We start from the raw sequence: 17204 nt of genomic DNA, 5'->3' as shown, positions 1-17204 counted from the left end.
GTCCCGCAGCGTCGATCGTCCCCGGCCCGGCTCGCTGCCGCTCCGCCCTAGAGCCCATTCCGTTCCGATTAAATCGGAACGGGGCTCCAGATTCTAGTTTGATGCGTTTTCCGCACGCGAACTGGTACCCACTTCGCTCGAAAACGCTCTAGTCGAATTGCGAGCGCTTGTAGTAGCCGCTGTCAATCAGGACTTTCTCCCAATTGTTCTTATCCACCACGACCGGCTTGAGGAGATAGGACGGAACCACCTTGACCCCGTTGTTGTAGGTCTTGGTGTCGTTGACGGCGACCTCCTTCTTGCTCAGCACAGCGTCGACCATGTCGGCGGTCACCTTGGCGAGGTCGCGGGTGTCCTTGAAGATGGTCGAGTATTGCTCGCCGCGCAGCATCGCCTTGATCGAGGGGACTTCGGCATCCTGCCCGCTGATGTACGGCATCGGCTGGTCCTTGCTGCCGTAGCCGACGCTCTTCAGCGAGGAGATGATGCCGATCGACAGGCCGTCATAGGGCGACAGCACCGCGTCGACGCGCTTCTTGCCGTAGAACGCGCTGAGCAGGTTGTCCATCCGCGCCTGCGCGGTCGCACCGTCCCAGCGCAGCGTCGCAACCTTGTTCATGCCCGTCTGGCCGCTGCCGACCACGAGCTTGCCGCTGTCGATATAGGGCTTCAACACCGACATCGCGCCGTCGTAGAAGAAGTACGCGTTGTTGTCGTCGGGCGAGCCGCCGAACAGCTCGATGTTGAAGGGCCCCTTGCCTTCCTTGAGCCCGAGCGCGTTCTCGATCGACTGGGCCTGCAGCACACCGACCTGGAAATTGTCGAAGGTCGCGTAATAGTCGACGTTGGGGGTGCCGCGGATCAGGCGGTCATAGGCGATCACCGTGATGCCCTGGGCCTTGGCCTGCTTCAGGACATCGGACAAGGTGGTGCCGTCGATGGCGGCGATGACCAGCACCTTGGCGCCCTTGGTCACCATGTTCTCGACCTGGGAGAGCTGGTTCGGAATGTCGTCTTCGGCATATTGCAGATCGGTGCCGTAGCCGCGCTCCTTCAGCACCTTGACCATGTTGTTGCCGTCGTCGATCCAGCGTGCCGAGGACTTGGTCGGCATCGCGATGCCGATGGTCGGCTTGCTCTGGGCGAGCGCGTCGCGATCCGACACCGCCGCGGCAAGGCCGGCCAGCGCGAGCGCGAACAAGGTCTTCAATTTGAACATGCTTCACTCCCTCGTTTTTTGAGTTGGGGTACCGTTGCCGTGGACAGCGTCAATCGACGGCTATCGTTCGTGGGCGGACCGCAGATCTACGGCGATGTCGGATCGGCGCCGGGACCGTCACGAACCGAAATTGCGGAATGTCGATCGACCCCGTCAACAGCGCCGATGCTCGCTCCGCACGATCGGCCATGTCGATCCCGCAATGCCGGGTTCAGTCGCGAGTCATGTCGTGGGACGAACGAGGCGCAGGAATGACGTGGAGGATCATGAGGCGCCGGTCTCCCGGAATCGTTGGCGAGCGCCAGCGTCCGACAGGACGTCTGGCGGTGCGCTGCCGTTTTCTGCACCCTTTGGTTGATGTTGCCGCTGCAATGTGGACGCAAGCGCCGACTGGCCATTTATTTCATTATCCGAAGAAATTGATCGGAGACGCGGAGGGTCGCAGGGGTACTGTCCGGAATCGCTGGCAAGTCCTATCGCCTCCCAGGTGGTGCAGCACCGCTTCTGGTAACCTTTCGCCGGATTGTGCCTTCACCCTGCTATGGATGCAAGCGCCATTTATTTCACCATCTGAATAAATTGGCCTGAGCTGCCGGCCGGGGGCAGCGAGCTTCAGGCGTCGATGTCAGAGAGATCGTCAACAACCAGCAAAGCCTCGGCAAAATCGTCGTCGCCGAAATAGGTGCTGCGGGTGATGACGACGGGGATGCCGGCGCGCGCCGCGGCGGCGAGGCCGTTGCCGGAATCCTCGATTGCGACGCAATCTCCCGGCCCGAGCCCGAGCCGGGTCAGGACCTCGGTGTAGACATCGGGCGCCGGCTTCTTGCGCGGCACGTCGTCGCCGGCAACGATCGCCTCGAACTGATCGGCCCAGTCCAGCCCGAGCGAAACCGAAAGCAGCGCATCGATATTGCCGTGCGAGGTGGTGGTTGCGATCGCGAGGCGCTGGCCGCGGCTGCGCGCGCCGGCGAGCCAGGCCCTGACGCCCGGCCGCAACGGGCAGCCGCCCGCGGCAATCAGCACGGCGTAGCGCGCGGTCTTGATCCTGTGCAGGTCAGCGATCTCGGCGAATGTCAGCATTGGGACCGCGTTGCGCTGGTCGAAGGCGCGGATGCGCTCCTTGCCTCCGGCCACCCGCAGCAGCCGCGCGTAAGTGACCTGATCCCAGAACCAATCGAGCCCGGCTTCGGCAAAGGCTTCATTGAAGGCGCGGCGGTGCACCTCCTCGGTTTCGGCGAGCGTGCCGTCGACATCGAAGATCAAGGCGCGGGCGCTCGCAATGATGTCGCGCATCCCGGCGGTCCGGATCACGGCGAGCGCCTCGTTCATCGTCCCTCGCCCGCCGCACCGGCGCCTTTGACGAACACCCGGCTGGCGAGCACGTCGCCGGCCTCGATCGACATCACGTCGTCGGCGGTGAGCGTGCGGTCGAGCTTCGCCACGATCCGGTTGGCCTGGCGCAGCCGGATGCGATCGAGCGCATTGCGGATCGAGCGTGCATTGGAGAACAGCGGCTGTTCTTTGCGCACGGCGATGTAACGGATGAAGGCCTCGCGGGCTTCCGGAGAGAACTGATAATTCTGCTGCTGCAACATCAGCTCGGCGATCCAGAGCAACTCGCCGTCGGAATAGTCGGGGAAATCGATGTGATGCGCGATGCGGGAGCGGAAGCCCGGATTGCTCTGGAAGAATTTCTCCATGCGGTCGCCATAGCCGGCCAGGATCACCACCAGATCCTCGCGCTGCTGCTCCATCACCTGCAGCAGGATCTCGATCGCCTCCTGTCCGTAGTCGCGCTCGTTTTCCGGGCGATAGAGGTAATAGGCCTCGTCGATGAACAACACGCCGCCCATCGCCTTCTTTAAGATCTCCTTGGTCTTCGGCGCGGTGTGGCCGATATATTGGCCGACGAGGTCGTCGCGCGTGACGCTGATGACGTGGCCGCGGCGCACGAAGCCGAGCTTGTGCAGGATGCCGGCCATCCGCAGCGCGACCGTGGTCTTGCCGGTGCCGGGATTGCCGGTGAACGACATGTGCAGGGTCGGAAACGTCGTCGCCAGCGCCATCTTCTGCCTGATGCGTTCGACCAGCAGCAGCGAGGCGATCTCGCGGATGCGGGTCTTCACCGGCTTCAGGCCGATCAATTCGGAATCGAGCTGGTCGAGCACGTCGCCGATGCCGAGGTCGGCGAATTCATGGCGAAGGTCGATAGTCTCGAGCGGGGTCTCGCGGATTTGTTCGCTGATCTGTTCTTGCGCTTGCGTCATTGTCCTCTCGCCTGGAAAAGCTCCGTCGCCGCGGCGGCGACGACGGAGAAGTGCATCCGGACCAGGACGGTCGAGGGAGCAACCCGCCTGGTTTGCAAGCCGGACGCGGTCAATGATCGGTGTAGCGTTCGCCTTCGGGGCGGCCCGCTGCATAGGAATGGGTCGCATAACGCAGATTGCGTCCGGCCGCCTCCTGGCGGTCGAGCCGGAAGCCTGGCTCCTCCTGCGGCCGGTTGACGATGAAGGAGATGCGAACCGACTCCCAGCCCGGGCTGGAATCAAAGCCGGAGATCCGGATATAGCGGTCGCCATAGACCCGTCGGCAGTCGGCGAGCTCCTTCATGATGCCCGCCGCATCGCGCAGGTCGAACATCGGCAGGCCCCACATGTCCCAATAGGTGTTGCGGGGATGCGGATCGTCGGTGAACTCGATGTTCACCGCCCAACCCTTGTCGAGGCAGTATTGCACCTGCGCGGCGATCTGCTCGTCGGTGAGATCGGGCAGGAACGAGAAGCAGCCTTGGGTAACGCGCATGAGTATCTCCTCTCAGACCGCCATGCTCGGCGTGGGAACGAAATCGGGGGCGTCGGTCGACTCGTAGTTGAAGGTGACGTCCTTCCAGACGTCGAGCGCCTCGCGCAGCGGCGTGCAGGTCTGCGCCGCCTTGGCCAGGATCTCCGGCCCCTCATGGACGTAGTCGCGCCCCTCGTTGCGGGCGAGGATCATGGCTTCCAGCGCGACGCGGTTGGCGGTGGCGCCGGCCTGGATGCCGCGGGGATGGCCGATGGTGCCGCCGCCGAACTGCAGCACGACGTCCTCGCCGAGCAGATCGAGCAGCTGGTGCATCTGGCCGGCATGAATGCCGCCCGAGGCCACCGGCATGAGCTTGTTGAGGCTCGCCCAGTTCTGGTCGAAGAACACGCCGTGCTCCAGGTGCAACGGATTGAAGTCCTCGCGGCAGATGTCGTAATAGCCGCGGGTGGTGTTTGGATCGCCTTCGAGCTTGCCGACCACCGTGCCGGCATGGATGTGATCGACGCCGGCGAGCCGCATCCATTTCGCGATCACGCGGAACGAGACGCCGTGGCTGCGCTGCCGCGTGTAGGTCGAGTGGCCGGCGCGATGCAGATGCAGGATCATGTTATTCTTGCGCGCCCACTTCGCCATCGACTGGATCGCGGTGTAGCCGATCACAAGGTCGATCATGACGATGTTGGAGCCGAGCTCATGGGCAAACTCGGCGCGCTCGTACATATCCTCCATGGTCGCCGCGGTGACGTTGAGATAGGTCCCCTTGATCTCGCCGGTCGCGGCCTGCGCGCGGTTGACCGCCTCCATGCAGTAGAGGAAGCGCTCGCGCCAGTGCATGAAGGGCTGCGAGTTGATGTTCTCGTCGTCCTTGGTGAAATCGAGCCCGCCTTTCAGCGCCTCATAGACGACGCGGCCATAGTTGCGGCCGGACAGGCCGAGCTTCGGCTTCACGGTGGCGCCGAGCAATGGACGGCCGAACTTGTCGAGCCGCTCGCGCTCCACCACGATGCCGGTCGCCGGGCCCTGGAATGTCTTCACATAGGCAGTCGGCAGCCGCATGTCCTCGAGCCGCAATGCCTTCAGCGGTTTGAACCCGAACACATTGCCGATGATCGAGGCGGTCAGGTTCGAGATCGAGCCCGGCTCGAACAGGTCGAGGTCATAGGCGATGTAGGCGAAGTAGCTGCCCGGCGAATTCGGCACCGGATCGACGCGGTAGCACTTCGCCCGGTATTTCTCCGCGGCCGTCAGCCGGTCGGTCCACACCACGGTCCAGGTCGCGGTCGAGGATTCGCCCGCCACAGCCGCGCAGGCTTCGGTCGGATCGACGCCGTCTTGCGGCGTGACGCGGAACAAGGCGATGACGTCGGTGTCCTTGGGCTCGTAGTTCGGCTCCCAATAGCCCATCCGCTTGTATTCCATCACGCCGGACTTGTAGCGATCCTTGCCGCGCACGGTGATCGACTGCTGCATATTCATCGAAATCTCCTGTGGTTCGTCGCCATTTGCTCAGGCGGCCTGGGTCATCTTTCCAATTTGCGGATCGAGCGCGCCGGCGCGATAGCGGCGAGCCATTTCCGGCAGTGCAACCACCTTGATTCTGGCGGCATTGCCGGCCGTGCCGAACTGCTCGAAGCGGTCACGGCAGAGTTCGCGTAGCGCATCCATCGCCGGCTTCAGGAATTTGCGCGGATCGAACTCACTCTTCGACTGGACGGCGACCTTGCGGAAGGCCGCCGCCATCGCCAGGCGGCAATCGGTGTCGATATTGACCTTGCGCACCCCGTGCTTGATGCCGCGAACGATCTCCTCGACCGGGACGCCCCAGGTCTGCGGCATCTCGCCGCCGAACTGGTTGAACATGTCCTGCAGCGGCTGCGGTACCGAGGACGAGCCGTGCATCACCAGATGCGTGTTCGGCAGGCGGCTGTGGATCTCCTCGACCACGCGCATCGCCAGGATCTCGCCGTCGGGCCGCCGCGTGAACTTGTAGGCGCCGTGCGAGGTACCCATCGCGATTGCAAGCGCATCGACCTTGGTGGCGCGGACGAAGTCGACCGCCTGATCCGGATCGGTGAGCAGCTGGTCATGGCTCAGCTTGCCCTCGACGCCGTGACCGTCCTCCTGCTCGCCGCCGCCATGCTCGAGCGAGCCGAGCACGCCGAGCTCGCCTTCGACCGACGCGCCGACCCAGTGCGCCATGTCGACCACCCGGCGGGTGATATCGACGTTGTAGTCATAGTCGGCTGCGGTCTTGGCGTCGGCCTTGAGCGAGCCGTCCATCATGACGGAGGTGAAGCCGTAACGGATCGCGGTGGCGCAGGTCGCCTCTTCGTTTCCGTGATCGAGATGCAGGCAGAGCGGAATCTGCGGATGCATCTCCTCGAGCGCGTCGATCATCTTCGCCAGCATGATGTCGTTGGCATAGGAGCGCGCGCCGCGCGAGGCCTGGATGATGACAGGCGCATCGCAGGAAGCCGCCGCCTCCATGATGGCGAGGCCCTGCTCCATATTGTTGATGTTGAAGGCCGGAACGCCGTAGCCGCGTTCGGCGGCGTGGTCCAGCAACTGCCTCAGGGTTATCCGCGCCATGGTGGCGTCCTCCTTTCAATTCGCTCGTTGAATGAGCTGTTTTGCTGCAGCAGCGATTGCCGCGGGCGTGATGCCGAATTCGCGGTAGAGCACGTCGGCCGGCGCGGAAGCGCCGAAGCCGGCCATGCCGACGAATGCACCGTCGTCTCCGAGCCAACGCGTCCAGTCGCCCTCGACCGCAGCCTCCACGCCGACGCGCGGGGCGCTGCCCAGCACCTGGGCGCGATAGTCGCTCGGCTGCTGGCGGAACAGGTCGAAGCACGGGGCCGAGACGACCGCGGCCTGTACCCCGTCTTCCGCCAGCAGCTTTGCGGCTTCGAGCGCAATCGCCACCTCCGAACCCGTTGCAATCAGGGTGACGTCACGCGCGAAGGCCGGCTCGACGAGAACGTAGGCGCCGAGCGCGACCTGGTTGTCCTTGCTGCCGTCGCGAACCGTCGGCAGCGCCTGCCGCGACAGGCAGAGGATCGACGGCGAGGTCTCTGCCTTCAGCGCGCAGTCCCACGCTTCCGCCGTCTCGACCGCATCGGCCGGGCGGAACACCAGGACGTTCGGGATCGCGCGCAGCGCCGCCAGATGCTCGACCGGCTGATGCGTCGGCCCGTCCTCGCCGAGTCCGATGGAATCGTGGGTCATCACATGGATGACGCGGATCCCCATCAGCGCCGCAAGGCGGATCGCCGGCCGGCTGTAATCGGCAAAGCTGAGGAAGGTGCCGCCATAGGGAATGAACCCGCCGTGCAGGGCGACGCCGTTCATCGCCGCGGCCATGCCGTGTTCGCGAATGCCGTAGTGGATGTAGCTGCCGTCGAGCGTTTCCGGCCGCACCGAAACCTGCGACTTCGCCAGCGTCAGATTGGAGTGCGTGAGGTCGGCCGAGCCGCCCAGCAAATTGGGCAACGCCTCCGCGATCACGTCGATGACCTGCTGCGAAGCCTGCCGCGTGGCGAGCTTCGGCCGCTCGGTCGCGAACCGCTCCACCAGCTTGGCCATCGCCTCGGCATAGGCGCAGGGCAATTTCCGGTTCAGCGCATCGTGGAACGGAGACCGCTCGGCCCTGTCGCCCTTGCAGGCGCCGCGCGAACGCTCGATCCAGGCCCGCCGTGCGTCGCGGCCGCGGCCGCCGAGCTCGCGCCACTCCGCCAGCACCGCATCGGGAATCTCGAATGCCGGATACGGCCAGCGCAGCGCGGCACGGGTCTTCGCCACCTCATCGGCACCGAGCGGCGCGCCATGCACCTTTTCGCTGCCCTGCCGGTTCGGCGCGCCGAACCCGATCACCGTCCGGCAGGCGATCAACGACGGACGATCGCTCGATCGCGCCTGCCTGATCGCCGCGGTGATCGCCTGCGGATCGTGGCCGTCGACGCGGTTGACGTTCCAGCCGCTGGCCTTGAACCGCGCCGTCTGGTCGTCCGAGCAGGACAGCGAGGTGGCGCCGTCGATCGAGATATGATTGTCGTCGAACAGCACGATCAAGCGGTTCAGCCGCAAATGGCCGGCCAGCGAGATCGCCTCATGGCTGATGCCTTCCATCAGGCATCCATCGCCGGCGATCACATAGGTGTAGTGGTCGACGAGGTCGTCGCCGAAGCGGGCGTTCATCAGCCGCTCGGCAAGCGCCATGCCGACCGCGGTCGCAACCCCCTGCCCGAGCGGCCCGGTCGTGGTCTCGACACCCGGGGTGTGGCCGTACTCGGGATGGCCCGGGGTCTTCGATCCCCACTGCCGGAACGCCTTGAGCTGGTCGAGCGTCATGCTCTCGTAGCCTGTGAGGTAAAGCAGCGCGTAGAGCAGCATCGAGCCGTGACCGGCCGACAGCACGAAGCGGTCGCGGTCGGGCCACGCCGGATCGGCCGGGTCGAACTTCAGGAAGTCCGTGAACAGCACGGTCGCGACATCGGCCATGCCCATCGGCATGCCGGGGTGGCCGGATTTCGCCTGCTCGACCGCGTCGACGGCGAGGAAGCGGATGGCGTTGGCCATCTCGTCGTGGCTGATTTCGGGGCGGCTGGCTACGGACGCAAGTGCGGTCATATCGTTCGCCTCTTTCGTTCGATCAGTTGCAGGATCAGCGGGGTCAGGATGAGCTGCATCGCGAGGTCGAGCTTGGCGCCGTGCACCACGATCGAATTGGCGCGCGACATGAAGCTGTTCGGGATCATCGAGAGCAGATAGGGGAAGTCGATGCCGCGCGGGTTCTTCAAGCGGATCACGACCATCGATTCATCCGGCGTCGGGATCCAGCGCGCGATGAAAGGGTTCGACGTATCGACGGTCGGCACGCGCTGGAAGTTGATGTCGGTCTCGGTGAATTGCGGACAGATGTAGTTCACGTAGTCCGGCATGCGGCGCAGGATGGTGTCGGTCACCGCCTCGGTGGAGTAGCCGCGATGGCTGCGATCGCGGTGCAGCTTCTGGATCCATTCGAGGTTGATGACCGGCACGACGCCGATCTTGAGGTCGGCATGCTGCGCGACATTCACCTTGTCGGTGACCACGGCGCCGTGCAGGCCCTCGTAGAACAGGAGGTCGGAATTCTCCGGCAGCGCCTCCCAGGCGGTGAAGGTGCCGGGCTTGGCGCCGTAGAGCCGCGCCTCCTCCTCGTCGTGCACATAGTGCCGCGTGGTTCCGGTGCCGGTCTCGGCATAGTCGCTGAACAGCTTCTCCAGCTCCTGGAACAAATTGGTCTCGGGGCTGAAATGGCTGAAGTGCTTGTTGCCGCGCTCGGCTCTCTCCGCCATCAGGCTGCGCATCTCGGCGCGGTCGTAGCGGTGGAACGCGTCGCCCTCGATATAGGCGGCGACCACGTTCTCGCGGCGGAAGATGTTCTCGAAGGTCTTCTTCACCGAGGTGGTGCCGGCCCCGGAGGAGCCGGTGATCGAGATGATGGGATGCCGACGTGACATGCGGTCCTCCTCAGCGGAACAGGCCGCGCCGCGCGAACAGCGGGGCATCGCTGCTTTCGAACAACGGCTCGACGGTCAGGTGGATCGCATCGACGTCGCGCACGGCGCGCGCCGATCCCATGATCAGGGGCACACGCTGATGCGGCGTGCGTGCCGACAGTTCGAGAATGCGCGACCGGCCGTTCGACGCGGCGCCGCCCGCCCATTCCATGATCAGTGCGATGGGATGCGCCTCGTACAGCAGACGCAACCGGCCTTCGCGGTAGCCCTGGCGCGCATCCGCCGGATACAGGAACACGCCGCCGCGCATCAGGATGCGGTAGGCCTCGGCGACCAGCGAGCCGATCCAGCGCATGTTGAAGTCCTGCCCGCGCTCACCGTTCACGCCGGCGAGGCACTCGTCGATGTAGCTGCGCACCGGGCCGCTCCAGTGCCGCCGATTCGAGGCATTGATGGCGAATTCCGACGCATCCTGCGGCACGCGCAGATCGCGCGCGGTCAGGACGAACTCACCGGTTCGCGGGTCCAGCGTGAAACAGTCGACGCATTGGTCGAGCGCCAGCACCAGCACGGTCTGTGGACCGTAGATGAAGCAACCTGCGGCGCATTGCGCCGTGCCGGGCTCGAAGAAGGTCGAGATGACGTCGTTTCCCTTCGGCCGGATCGAGAAGATCGTGCCGATCGAGATGTTGTTTTCGAGATTGGCGGATCCATCGAGCGGATCGATCGCGACGCAGAGCGGCGCGTCGGGATCGAGCGTCTCGGGCAGTTCGACTTCCTCCGACAGCACTGCGGCGACCGGCGCGGCGCGCAGCGCGTTCCGCATCAGGTCGTCGGCGACGATGTCGATGGTCTTCTGGCGATCGCCGTCGGGATTGACGCCGCCGCTCTCGCCGCCGACTCCGGCGAGCGGCCCGGCGGCAATGATGCGCGAGAGCTCGATCGCCGCACGCGCAAGGGCTTCGATCACCACAACGGTCGCGGCGCGCAACGGGTTGTGTTGCGTCGGCCACTCCAGATGGGCATGCAATGCAGGACGAATCTCCACCGGCCTCTCCCTATGATCGCGCCCTCTGTCCCGAGGCTTCGAGAGGCGACCTCAGGGGAGTCGCCTTCGCCCTATCAACGCGCGAATTGCCCAATTAGGGAAATTTTATTATCTTTGGTCCGGGCAAAGTATTTCTTATGGAGCTTGTCATGGCCGGCAACTTCTCACGGGATCTCACCATCCGCCAGCTGCGCGCACTGTCGACCTTGCACGAGGCCGGATCGATCACGTCGGCCGCCAACCGGTTGAACCTGACGCAGCCCGCGGTGACGCTGCAGCTTCGCAACCTGCAGGCGCTCGCGGGGTTGCCGCTGATCCAGCGCACCGGCGACGGTATGGCGCTGACGGATGCCGGCGCGCATGTGCTGACGCTGGTCGAGCGGATCGAGGCGGCGCTGAAGGATTGCGAGCAGTCGCTCGACATGATCGCCGGCCGCAGCGGCGGCCGCGTCGCGATGGGCGCGGTCTCCACCGCGAAATACTTCGTGCCGTTCGCGATCGCGGCGTTCTCGCGCCGCTTTCCCAAGATCGAGGTCACGCTCAGGATCGGCAACCGCGAGGAGATTCGCGACGCGCTGCGCGGCTATGATCTCGACATCGCGGTGATGGGCCGGCCGCCGGCCGACGTCGAGGTCGAGATGAAGCCGCTCGGCCGGCATCCGCACTTCATCGTCGCCGCGCCCGATCATCGGCTGGCGCGGCGGCGGCACGTCGCCCCATCGGAGCTCGCCAACGAAACCTTCATCACTCGCGAGCAAGGATCGGGGACGCGGATGCTGATGCAGCAATATTTCGAGCGGGTCGGGCTGGAGCCGAAACTCGGCATGGCGATGGACAGCAACGAGACCATCAAGCAGGCGGTGATGGCCGGGCTCGGCATCGCCTTCATCTCCCAGCACACGGTGTTCCATGAGCTGGAGGACGGCCGGCTGGTGGTGCTCAAGGTGAAGGGCCTGCCGATCGTCCGGCAGTGGCACGCGATCAGGCGCGCCGACAAGATCCTGCTGCCGCCCGCGCAGGCCATGCTGGATTTCCTCGGCAAGGAGGGCTGGCGCTATCTGCCGAATTCAAACTAGCGCCCGGGCGACGTTGCAACGCCCGATCGAGCCAGAAAATCGAGGTGGTGCCGTATGTTAGGCATTGAAGTTCCGCGAAACGCATGTCACATCTTGACTGCGGTCACCCGGCGGACCGCACCCTGCGAGGGAGGTTGAACTGCAGAACCAGTCCCCGCCGACGCCCGACTTCAAGGCGTTATTCGAGGCGGCGCCCGGCCTTTATCTGGTGCTGACGCAGCCCGACTTCCGCATCGTGGCAGTGAGCGACGCGTATCTGCGCGCCACCAAGACCGAGCGCGCCGCGATCCTCGGGCGCGGGCTGTTCGAGGTGTTTCCCGACAATCCGGACGATCCGACCGCCGACGGCGTGCGGAACCTGCGCGCCTCGCTCGAGCGCGTGGTCCAGTTCCGCCGCCCCGACACCATGACGGTGCAGAAATACGATATCCGCAAGCCCGAGTCGGAGGGCGGCGGCTTCGAGGAACGCTACTGGAGCCCGCGCAATACGCCGGTGCTGGGGCCGAACGGGCAGTTCACCTACATCATCCATCGGGTCGAAGACGTCACCAGCTTCATCCAGCTGAAGCAGCGCGGTGCCGAGCAGGACCAGCTGACCGACCGGCTGCGCGAGCGCACCGAGCAGATGGAAGCGGAAATCTTCATGCGCGCCCGCGAGGTCGAGGCCGCCCGCGAACAGCTCGAAGCCGAGCAAAAGCTCCGCCAGGTGCAGAAAATGGAGGCCGTCGGGCACCTCTCCGGCGGCATCGCCCACGACTTCAACAATATCCTGACCGTCATCACCGGCCTGATCGACATCCTCGCGGAAGCCGTTGAACATGATCCCGCGCTGTCGTCTGTCGCCAAGATGATCACCGATGCGGCGTTTCGCGGTGCAGAAGTGACCAAGCACCTGCTGGCCTTCTCGCGGCTGCAGCCGCTGCAACCGCGTGAAGCGAATCTCAACACGCTGGTGCAGGACACCGCGCGGCTGCTGCGCCCCTCGCTTGGCGAGCAGATCGAGATCGATACCGCGCTCGAGCCCGATGCCTGGTCGGCCTTCATCGATCCGAACCACATGGCGACCGCGCTGCTCAATCTCGCGGTCAATGCCCGCGATGCGATGCCCGATGGCGGCAAGCTGATGCTGGAGACCAGCAACGTCATCCTCGACGAGGTTTATGCCGTCGCCAACCCCGATGTGCGGGCGGGTGAATATGTGATGGTCGCGGTCAGCGACACCGGCGGGGGCATCCCGGCGGGGATCCGCGACAAGGTGTTCGAGCCATTCTTCACCACCAAGGACACCGGCAAGGGCACCGGCCTCGGGCTCAGCATGGTGTACGGCTTCATCAAGCAGTCCAACGGACACCTCAAGATCTATTCCGAAGAGGGCCACGGCACCTCGATCAAGCTCTATCTGCCGCGCAGCAGCGGCGACATGATCGACGTCGAGCCGCCTCCTCCGGTCGACACGCGCGGCGGCAATGAATCCATCCTGGTCGTCGAGGACGATCCGCTGGTGCGCAATTACGTCAGCGCCCAGCTCGAGCAACTTGGCTATCACACCATGGTCACCGCCAACGGCCCGGAAGCATTGGCTGCGGTCGACAACGGGTTCGTCTGCGACGTGCTGTTCACCGACGTCATCATGTCCGGCGGCATGAATGGCCGGCAGGTCGCCGACGCCGTGATCGCCAAACTGCCCTCGGTGCGCGTGCTCTTCACCTCCGGCTACACCGAGGACGCGATCATCCACCACGGCCGTCTCGACCCGGATGTAACGCTGCTGCCGAAGCCCTACCGCAAATCCGATCTCGCGCGGATGATCCGGCAGGTGCTGGCCCAGCCGCCGGCGGCGGCAATGGGCAAGTGAGGCGGGGCGTCACGCGTCTCCGTTCTGCTTCTTGATCTGGTCGGCCGGCACCGCGCATCCGGACAAGAACAGTGCCGCGCAGGCCTTGGCGCGGGCCTCGATCTGCGCCCGCGACGGCGGCGGCCTGTGGCCGTACATCACGTCGCGTTGCGGCTGGAACACGAGCATGCCGAGCAGCATGCCCGCAGCGGCCTGCGCGTCGTCCACCGCGATCCGTCCCCGCCGCTGCTGCACGCCCAGCCATGCAGCCAGCGCGCCAAGCGTCCGCTGCATCGCCTTCTCGTAGAACATCTCGGCGATGTCGGGAAATTTGTCGCTGTCGGCCAGGATGATGCGCTGAAGCGCGATAACCTCGGCATCGAGTATCAGCTCGCCACAGGTCGAGAGTGCGGCCTCCAGTGCCGCCGCGATATCGCGGCCGTCGCAGGCGCCGAGATTTACGGCGGATATGAATCGGTCCATCCGGTCCGTCACCGTGCCCTCGAACAGCGCCAGCTTGGTCGGGATCAGCCGATAGAGTGTCTTGGTGGAGACGCCGGCGCGGCAGGCCACGTCGGCGATGTTGGCCGCAGCAAAGCCGCGCTCGGAGAACTCGCGCCGCGCGGCGTCATAGATCAGCGCGCGCGTCTCGTCGTCGGAACGCAGCTGCGGCCGCCCCCGGCCGCGCCGCGCCGGCGCGCCTTGCTCAGTCTGATCCTTGCCATTCCGGTTCATCCGCGAGCCATGCTTTTAAATGATGCATGTCATTCTATTGACACTCCCAATATGGGCTCTATTTTGGAAAACATCAAGTTTCCTAATTAATCCCGCGGGCATCGACCGAAATTTGCAAGATTTTCCAGCGGGATAGACGGATCAGGAGCGCCGCCCATGAGCCAGCATGAGACATCATTCAAGGCCGAAAGCCAGGTTCCGGCCGAGACCGCCAGGCAATTGATCGCAAATCCGGAGGCCGCCAGGCCGCCCGCCGCCAAGGGCAGGCTTCGCCGCCTGCTGCTGGCCGGCGCGGCGCTCGCCGTCCTTTCGGGCGGAGCCTGGTACGGCTGGGACTACTGGACGGTCGGCCGCTTCCAGGTCTCGACCGACGACGCCTATGTGAAGGCCGATAACACGACGATCGCGCCAAAAGTCTCCGGCTATCTCAGCGCGGTGCTGGTCGGCGACAACGAGCATGTGCGCGCCGGCCAGATGCTGGCGCGGATCGACGATCGCGATTTCAGGGTCGCGCTGGATCAGGCCAAGGCCGACGTCGACGCCGCCGAAGCCGCGATCGCCAGCAAGCATGCGCAGCTCGATGTGCAGCAGTCCGTGATCGAAGCGGCCCGCGCGACGCTCGCCGTGGACACCGCGACGCAGACCTTCGCCGAGCAGGAGAACAAGCGCTACACCGACCTCGCCGGCACCGGCTTCGGCAGCGTGCAGAACGCGCAGCAGGCGCAGTCGCGCTACGCCAGCGCACAGGCCGCTGTCGCCCGCGATACCGCGAACCTCGCCTCCGCGCTCCGCCAGGTGGAGCTGCTCAAGGCCGACATTGCCCAGGCGGTCGCGGCGCAGGCGCGGGCGACCGCGCTCCAGCATCAGGCCGAGTTGAACCTCGGCTACACCACCATATCAGCCCCGATCGACGGCGTGGTCGGCAACCGCACCCTGCGCACCGGCCAGTTCGTCCAGGCCGGCACCCAGCTGATGTCGCTGGTGCCCGCCGCCGGCGCCTATGTCATCGCGAACTACAAGGAGACGCAGCTCACCAATGTCCGCAAGGGTCAGCCGGTCGAGATCGCCGTCGACATGTTCCCGGGACAGGTGGTGCGCGGCCATGTCGACAGTCTCGCGCCCGCCAGCGGCCAGGAATTCGCGCTGCTGCCGCCAGACAATGCGACCGGCAACTTCACCAAGGTGGTGCAGCGCATTCCGGTGAAGATCGCACTCGACGCGACGGCGGTCGAATTGCGGCCCGGCATGTCGGTCATCCCGACCATCGCAACCTTGTCGCAACCTGGCGAGGCGCCGCGCTCCGGCGCCTCTCCCAAGCTCGCTGTCGCCTCCTTCAAATAGGTGATGTCATGTCCGATCTCGCGCTCTCGTCCCCGGCTGCTGCGCCCCGCGCGGCAGCTGTAGCGGCCGATCCCAACCGCGCCAGCATGGCGGTCTGGATTTCCATTGTCGCCGCCATGATCGGCGCCTTCATGGCGATCCTCAACATCCAGATCACCAACGCCTCGCTGCTCAACATCGAGGGCGGCATCGGAACCGGCGTCGACAACGGCTCCTGGATCTCGACCTCCTATCTGATCGGCGAGATCGTGGTGATCCCGCTGACCGACTATCTCAGCCGGGTGTTTTCCTTCCGCAAGATCATCATCGGCTTCGCCACCCTGTTCGCGATCTTCTCGGTCGCCTGTGCCTTCACCCACGACCTGCCCTCGATGATCGCGATGCGCGGCTTGCAGGGTTTCTTCGGCGGCGTGCTGATCCCGATGGCCTTCACGCTGGTCTTCACCAAGCTGCCGAAGGCCCAGCAGCCGGTCGGCCTTGCCATGTTCGCGCTCGCCGTGACCTTCGCCCCCGCGATCGGCCCGACCATCGGCGGCTACCTCACCGAGAATTACGGCTGGCAGACCATCTTCTTCGTCAACGTGATCCCGACCGCGGTGATGGTCATCACGCTCTACTTCACGCTGGAACGCCAGCCGATGCAGTTGCATCTGCTGCGCGAGGGCGACTGGCTCGGCATCGCCACGATGGCGATCGGCCTGTCGTCGCTGCAGGCCGTGCTCGAGGAAGGCAACAAGAACGACTGGTTCGGCTCGCCCTTCATCGTCAAGCTCGCGGTGATCGCAGCGGTCAGCCTCACTCTGTTCGTCTGGATCGAGCTCGTCGTCGAGAAGCCGCTGATCCGGCTGCGCCTCCTGACCCAGCGCAGCTTCGGCTTCGGCACCATCTCGGCGGTGTTCGTCGGCTTCGCGCTGTTCGGCTCGGTGTACCTGCTGCCGGCCTATCTCGGCCAGGTGCAGCGCTACAACGCCGAGCAGATCGGCCAGGTGCTGGCCTGGACCGGCCTGCCGCAGCTGATCCTGATCCCGCTGGTGCCGAAGCTGATGCAGCGCTTCGATCCGCGCTTCATCGCCTTCACCGGCATGATCCTGTTCGCGGTCTCCTCCTTCATGAACATCGCGATGTCGCTCGATTACTCCGGCGACCAGTTCTTCGTCCCGAACATCGTCCGCGCGATCGGCCAGGCGATCATGCTGGCCCCGCTGTCGGCGGTCAGCCTCGGCAGTGTCGCGCCGCAGGATGCCGCGGCGGCCTCCGGCATCTCCAACATGATGCGCAATCTCGGCGGCGCGATCGGCACGGCCCTGCTCGCCACCATCGTCACCAAGCGCGAGCAGTTCCACTCCAACATCATCGGCCAGTCGGTCGACCTCGGCCGCGAGGAAGTGCGCACCCGGATCGCCGAGGTGACCAATTACTTCCTCAGCCACGGCATCTCCGATCCGGCGACCGCGCACCACCAGGCGATCGTGGCGCTCGGCAATATCGTGAAGCGCCAGGCCCTGGTGCTTGGTTTCAGCGACACCTTTGCCGTGATCGGCATCGTGCTGGTGTTCGCCGCGATCGCGATCCTCTTGACCGGAAAGCCGAAGAACGCGGCCGGCGGCGACGCGGCGCATTGATCTGTCGGGCGGCGGCCGCGGGCCGTCGC

At 65.1% G+C, this 17204-nt stretch carries 14 protein-coding genes; 4 read left to right on the top strand and 10 right to left on the bottom strand.

Features of this window, described 5'->3' with window-relative positions:
- Positions 1-148: 148 nt before the first annotated feature.
- The 9 genes from chvE to ACVIHF_RS08640 form a co-directional block, all read right to left on the bottom strand.
- Positions 149-1219, bottom strand: coding sequence for a multiple monosaccharide ABC transporter substrate-binding protein (gene chvE / locus ACVIHF_RS08680; protein WP_456791897.1), 1071 nt, complete (start codon positions 1217-1219; stop codon positions 149-151).
- A 612-nt stretch (positions 1220-1831) separates the two neighbouring features.
- Positions 1832-2548 carry an HAD family hydrolase gene (locus ACVIHF_RS08675; RefSeq protein WP_253609428.1) on the bottom strand — a complete coding sequence of 239 codons (717 nt, stop codon included), beginning with the start codon at positions 2546-2548 and terminating at the stop codon, positions 1832-1834.
- A complete protein-coding gene (gene cbbX / locus ACVIHF_RS08670) occupies positions 2545-3486 on the bottom strand; it encodes a CbbX protein (protein ID WP_253609429.1) in 942 nt (313 codons plus the stop codon). Before cbbX ends, ACVIHF_RS08675 begins: the two co-directional genes overlap by 4 nt.
- Positions 3487-3595: 109 nt before the next feature.
- Positions 3596-4021 carry a ribulose bisphosphate carboxylase small subunit gene (locus ACVIHF_RS08665; RefSeq protein ID WP_076833455.1) on the bottom strand — a complete coding sequence of 142 codons (426 nt, stop codon included), beginning with the start codon at positions 4019-4021 and terminating at the stop codon, positions 3596-3598.
- A 12-nt stretch (positions 4022-4033) separates the two neighbouring features.
- A complete protein-coding gene (locus ACVIHF_RS08660) occupies positions 4034-5491 on the bottom strand; it encodes a form I ribulose bisphosphate carboxylase large subunit (protein WP_038382128.1) in 1458 nt (485 codons plus the stop codon).
- 36 nt (positions 5492-5527) lie between these two features.
- On the bottom strand, positions 5528-6610 hold the full coding sequence (gene fba, locus ACVIHF_RS08655; RefSeq protein WP_283062445.1) for a class II fructose-bisphosphate aldolase: 1083 nt from the start codon (positions 6608-6610) through the stop codon (positions 5528-5530).
- Between the two features lie 15 nt (positions 6611-6625).
- Positions 6626-8647: a transketolase gene (tkt, locus tag ACVIHF_RS08650; RefSeq protein WP_253609430.1), complete on the bottom strand. Its 2022-nt coding sequence runs from the start codon at positions 8645-8647 to the stop codon at positions 6626-6628.
- A complete protein-coding gene (locus ACVIHF_RS08645; RefSeq protein WP_092080122.1) occupies positions 8644-9519 on the bottom strand; it encodes a phosphoribulokinase in 876 nt (291 codons plus the stop codon). Before ACVIHF_RS08645 ends, tkt begins: the two co-directional genes overlap by 4 nt.
- Before the next feature lie 10 nt (positions 9520-9529).
- Positions 9530-10561 (bottom strand): class 1 fructose-bisphosphatase, encoded by a 1032-nt coding sequence (locus ACVIHF_RS08640; RefSeq protein WP_375167101.1) that lies wholly within the window; start codon positions 10559-10561, stop codon positions 9530-9532.
- A gap of 155 nt (positions 10562-10716) precedes the next feature.
- Between ACVIHF_RS08640 and ACVIHF_RS08635 the strand changes: the two genes are divergently transcribed.
- Both ACVIHF_RS08635 and ACVIHF_RS08630 read left to right on the top strand, forming a co-directional pair.
- Entirely contained in the window at positions 10717-11643 is a 927-nt protein-coding gene (locus tag ACVIHF_RS08635) for a LysR family transcriptional regulator (protein WP_028331483.1), read from the top strand.
- Positions 11644-11740: 97 nt separating this feature from the next.
- Entirely contained in the window at positions 11741-13498 is a 1758-nt protein-coding gene (locus ACVIHF_RS08630; protein WP_307720409.1) for an ATP-binding protein, read from the top strand.
- Positions 13499-13507: 9 nt separating this feature from the next.
- On the opposite strand, the gene ACVIHF_RS08625 is transcribed toward ACVIHF_RS08630, so the two are convergent.
- Entirely contained in the window at positions 13508-14212 is a 705-nt protein-coding gene (locus ACVIHF_RS08625; protein WP_456791896.1) for a TetR/AcrR family transcriptional regulator, read from the bottom strand.
- Positions 14213-14368: 156 nt separating this feature from the next.
- On the opposite strand from ACVIHF_RS08625, the gene ACVIHF_RS08620 reads away from it, so the two are divergent.
- Both ACVIHF_RS08620 and ACVIHF_RS08615 read left to right on the top strand, forming a co-directional pair.
- On the top strand, positions 14369-15553 hold the full coding sequence (locus tag ACVIHF_RS08620; RefSeq protein ID WP_253609432.1) for an HlyD family secretion protein: 1185 nt from the start codon (positions 14369-14371) through the stop codon (positions 15551-15553).
- An 8-nt stretch (positions 15554-15561) separates the two neighbouring features.
- Positions 15562-17175, top strand: a complete 1614-nt coding sequence (locus ACVIHF_RS08615; RefSeq protein ID WP_375166970.1) for a DHA2 family efflux MFS transporter permease subunit — start codon at positions 15562-15564, stop codon at positions 17173-17175.
- Positions 17176-17204: the final 29 nt, after the last annotated feature.

It is taken from the genome of Bradyrhizobium sp. USDA 4506 (assembly GCF_054058795.1).
This window is presented reverse-complemented; position numbering and strand designations above follow the sequence as displayed.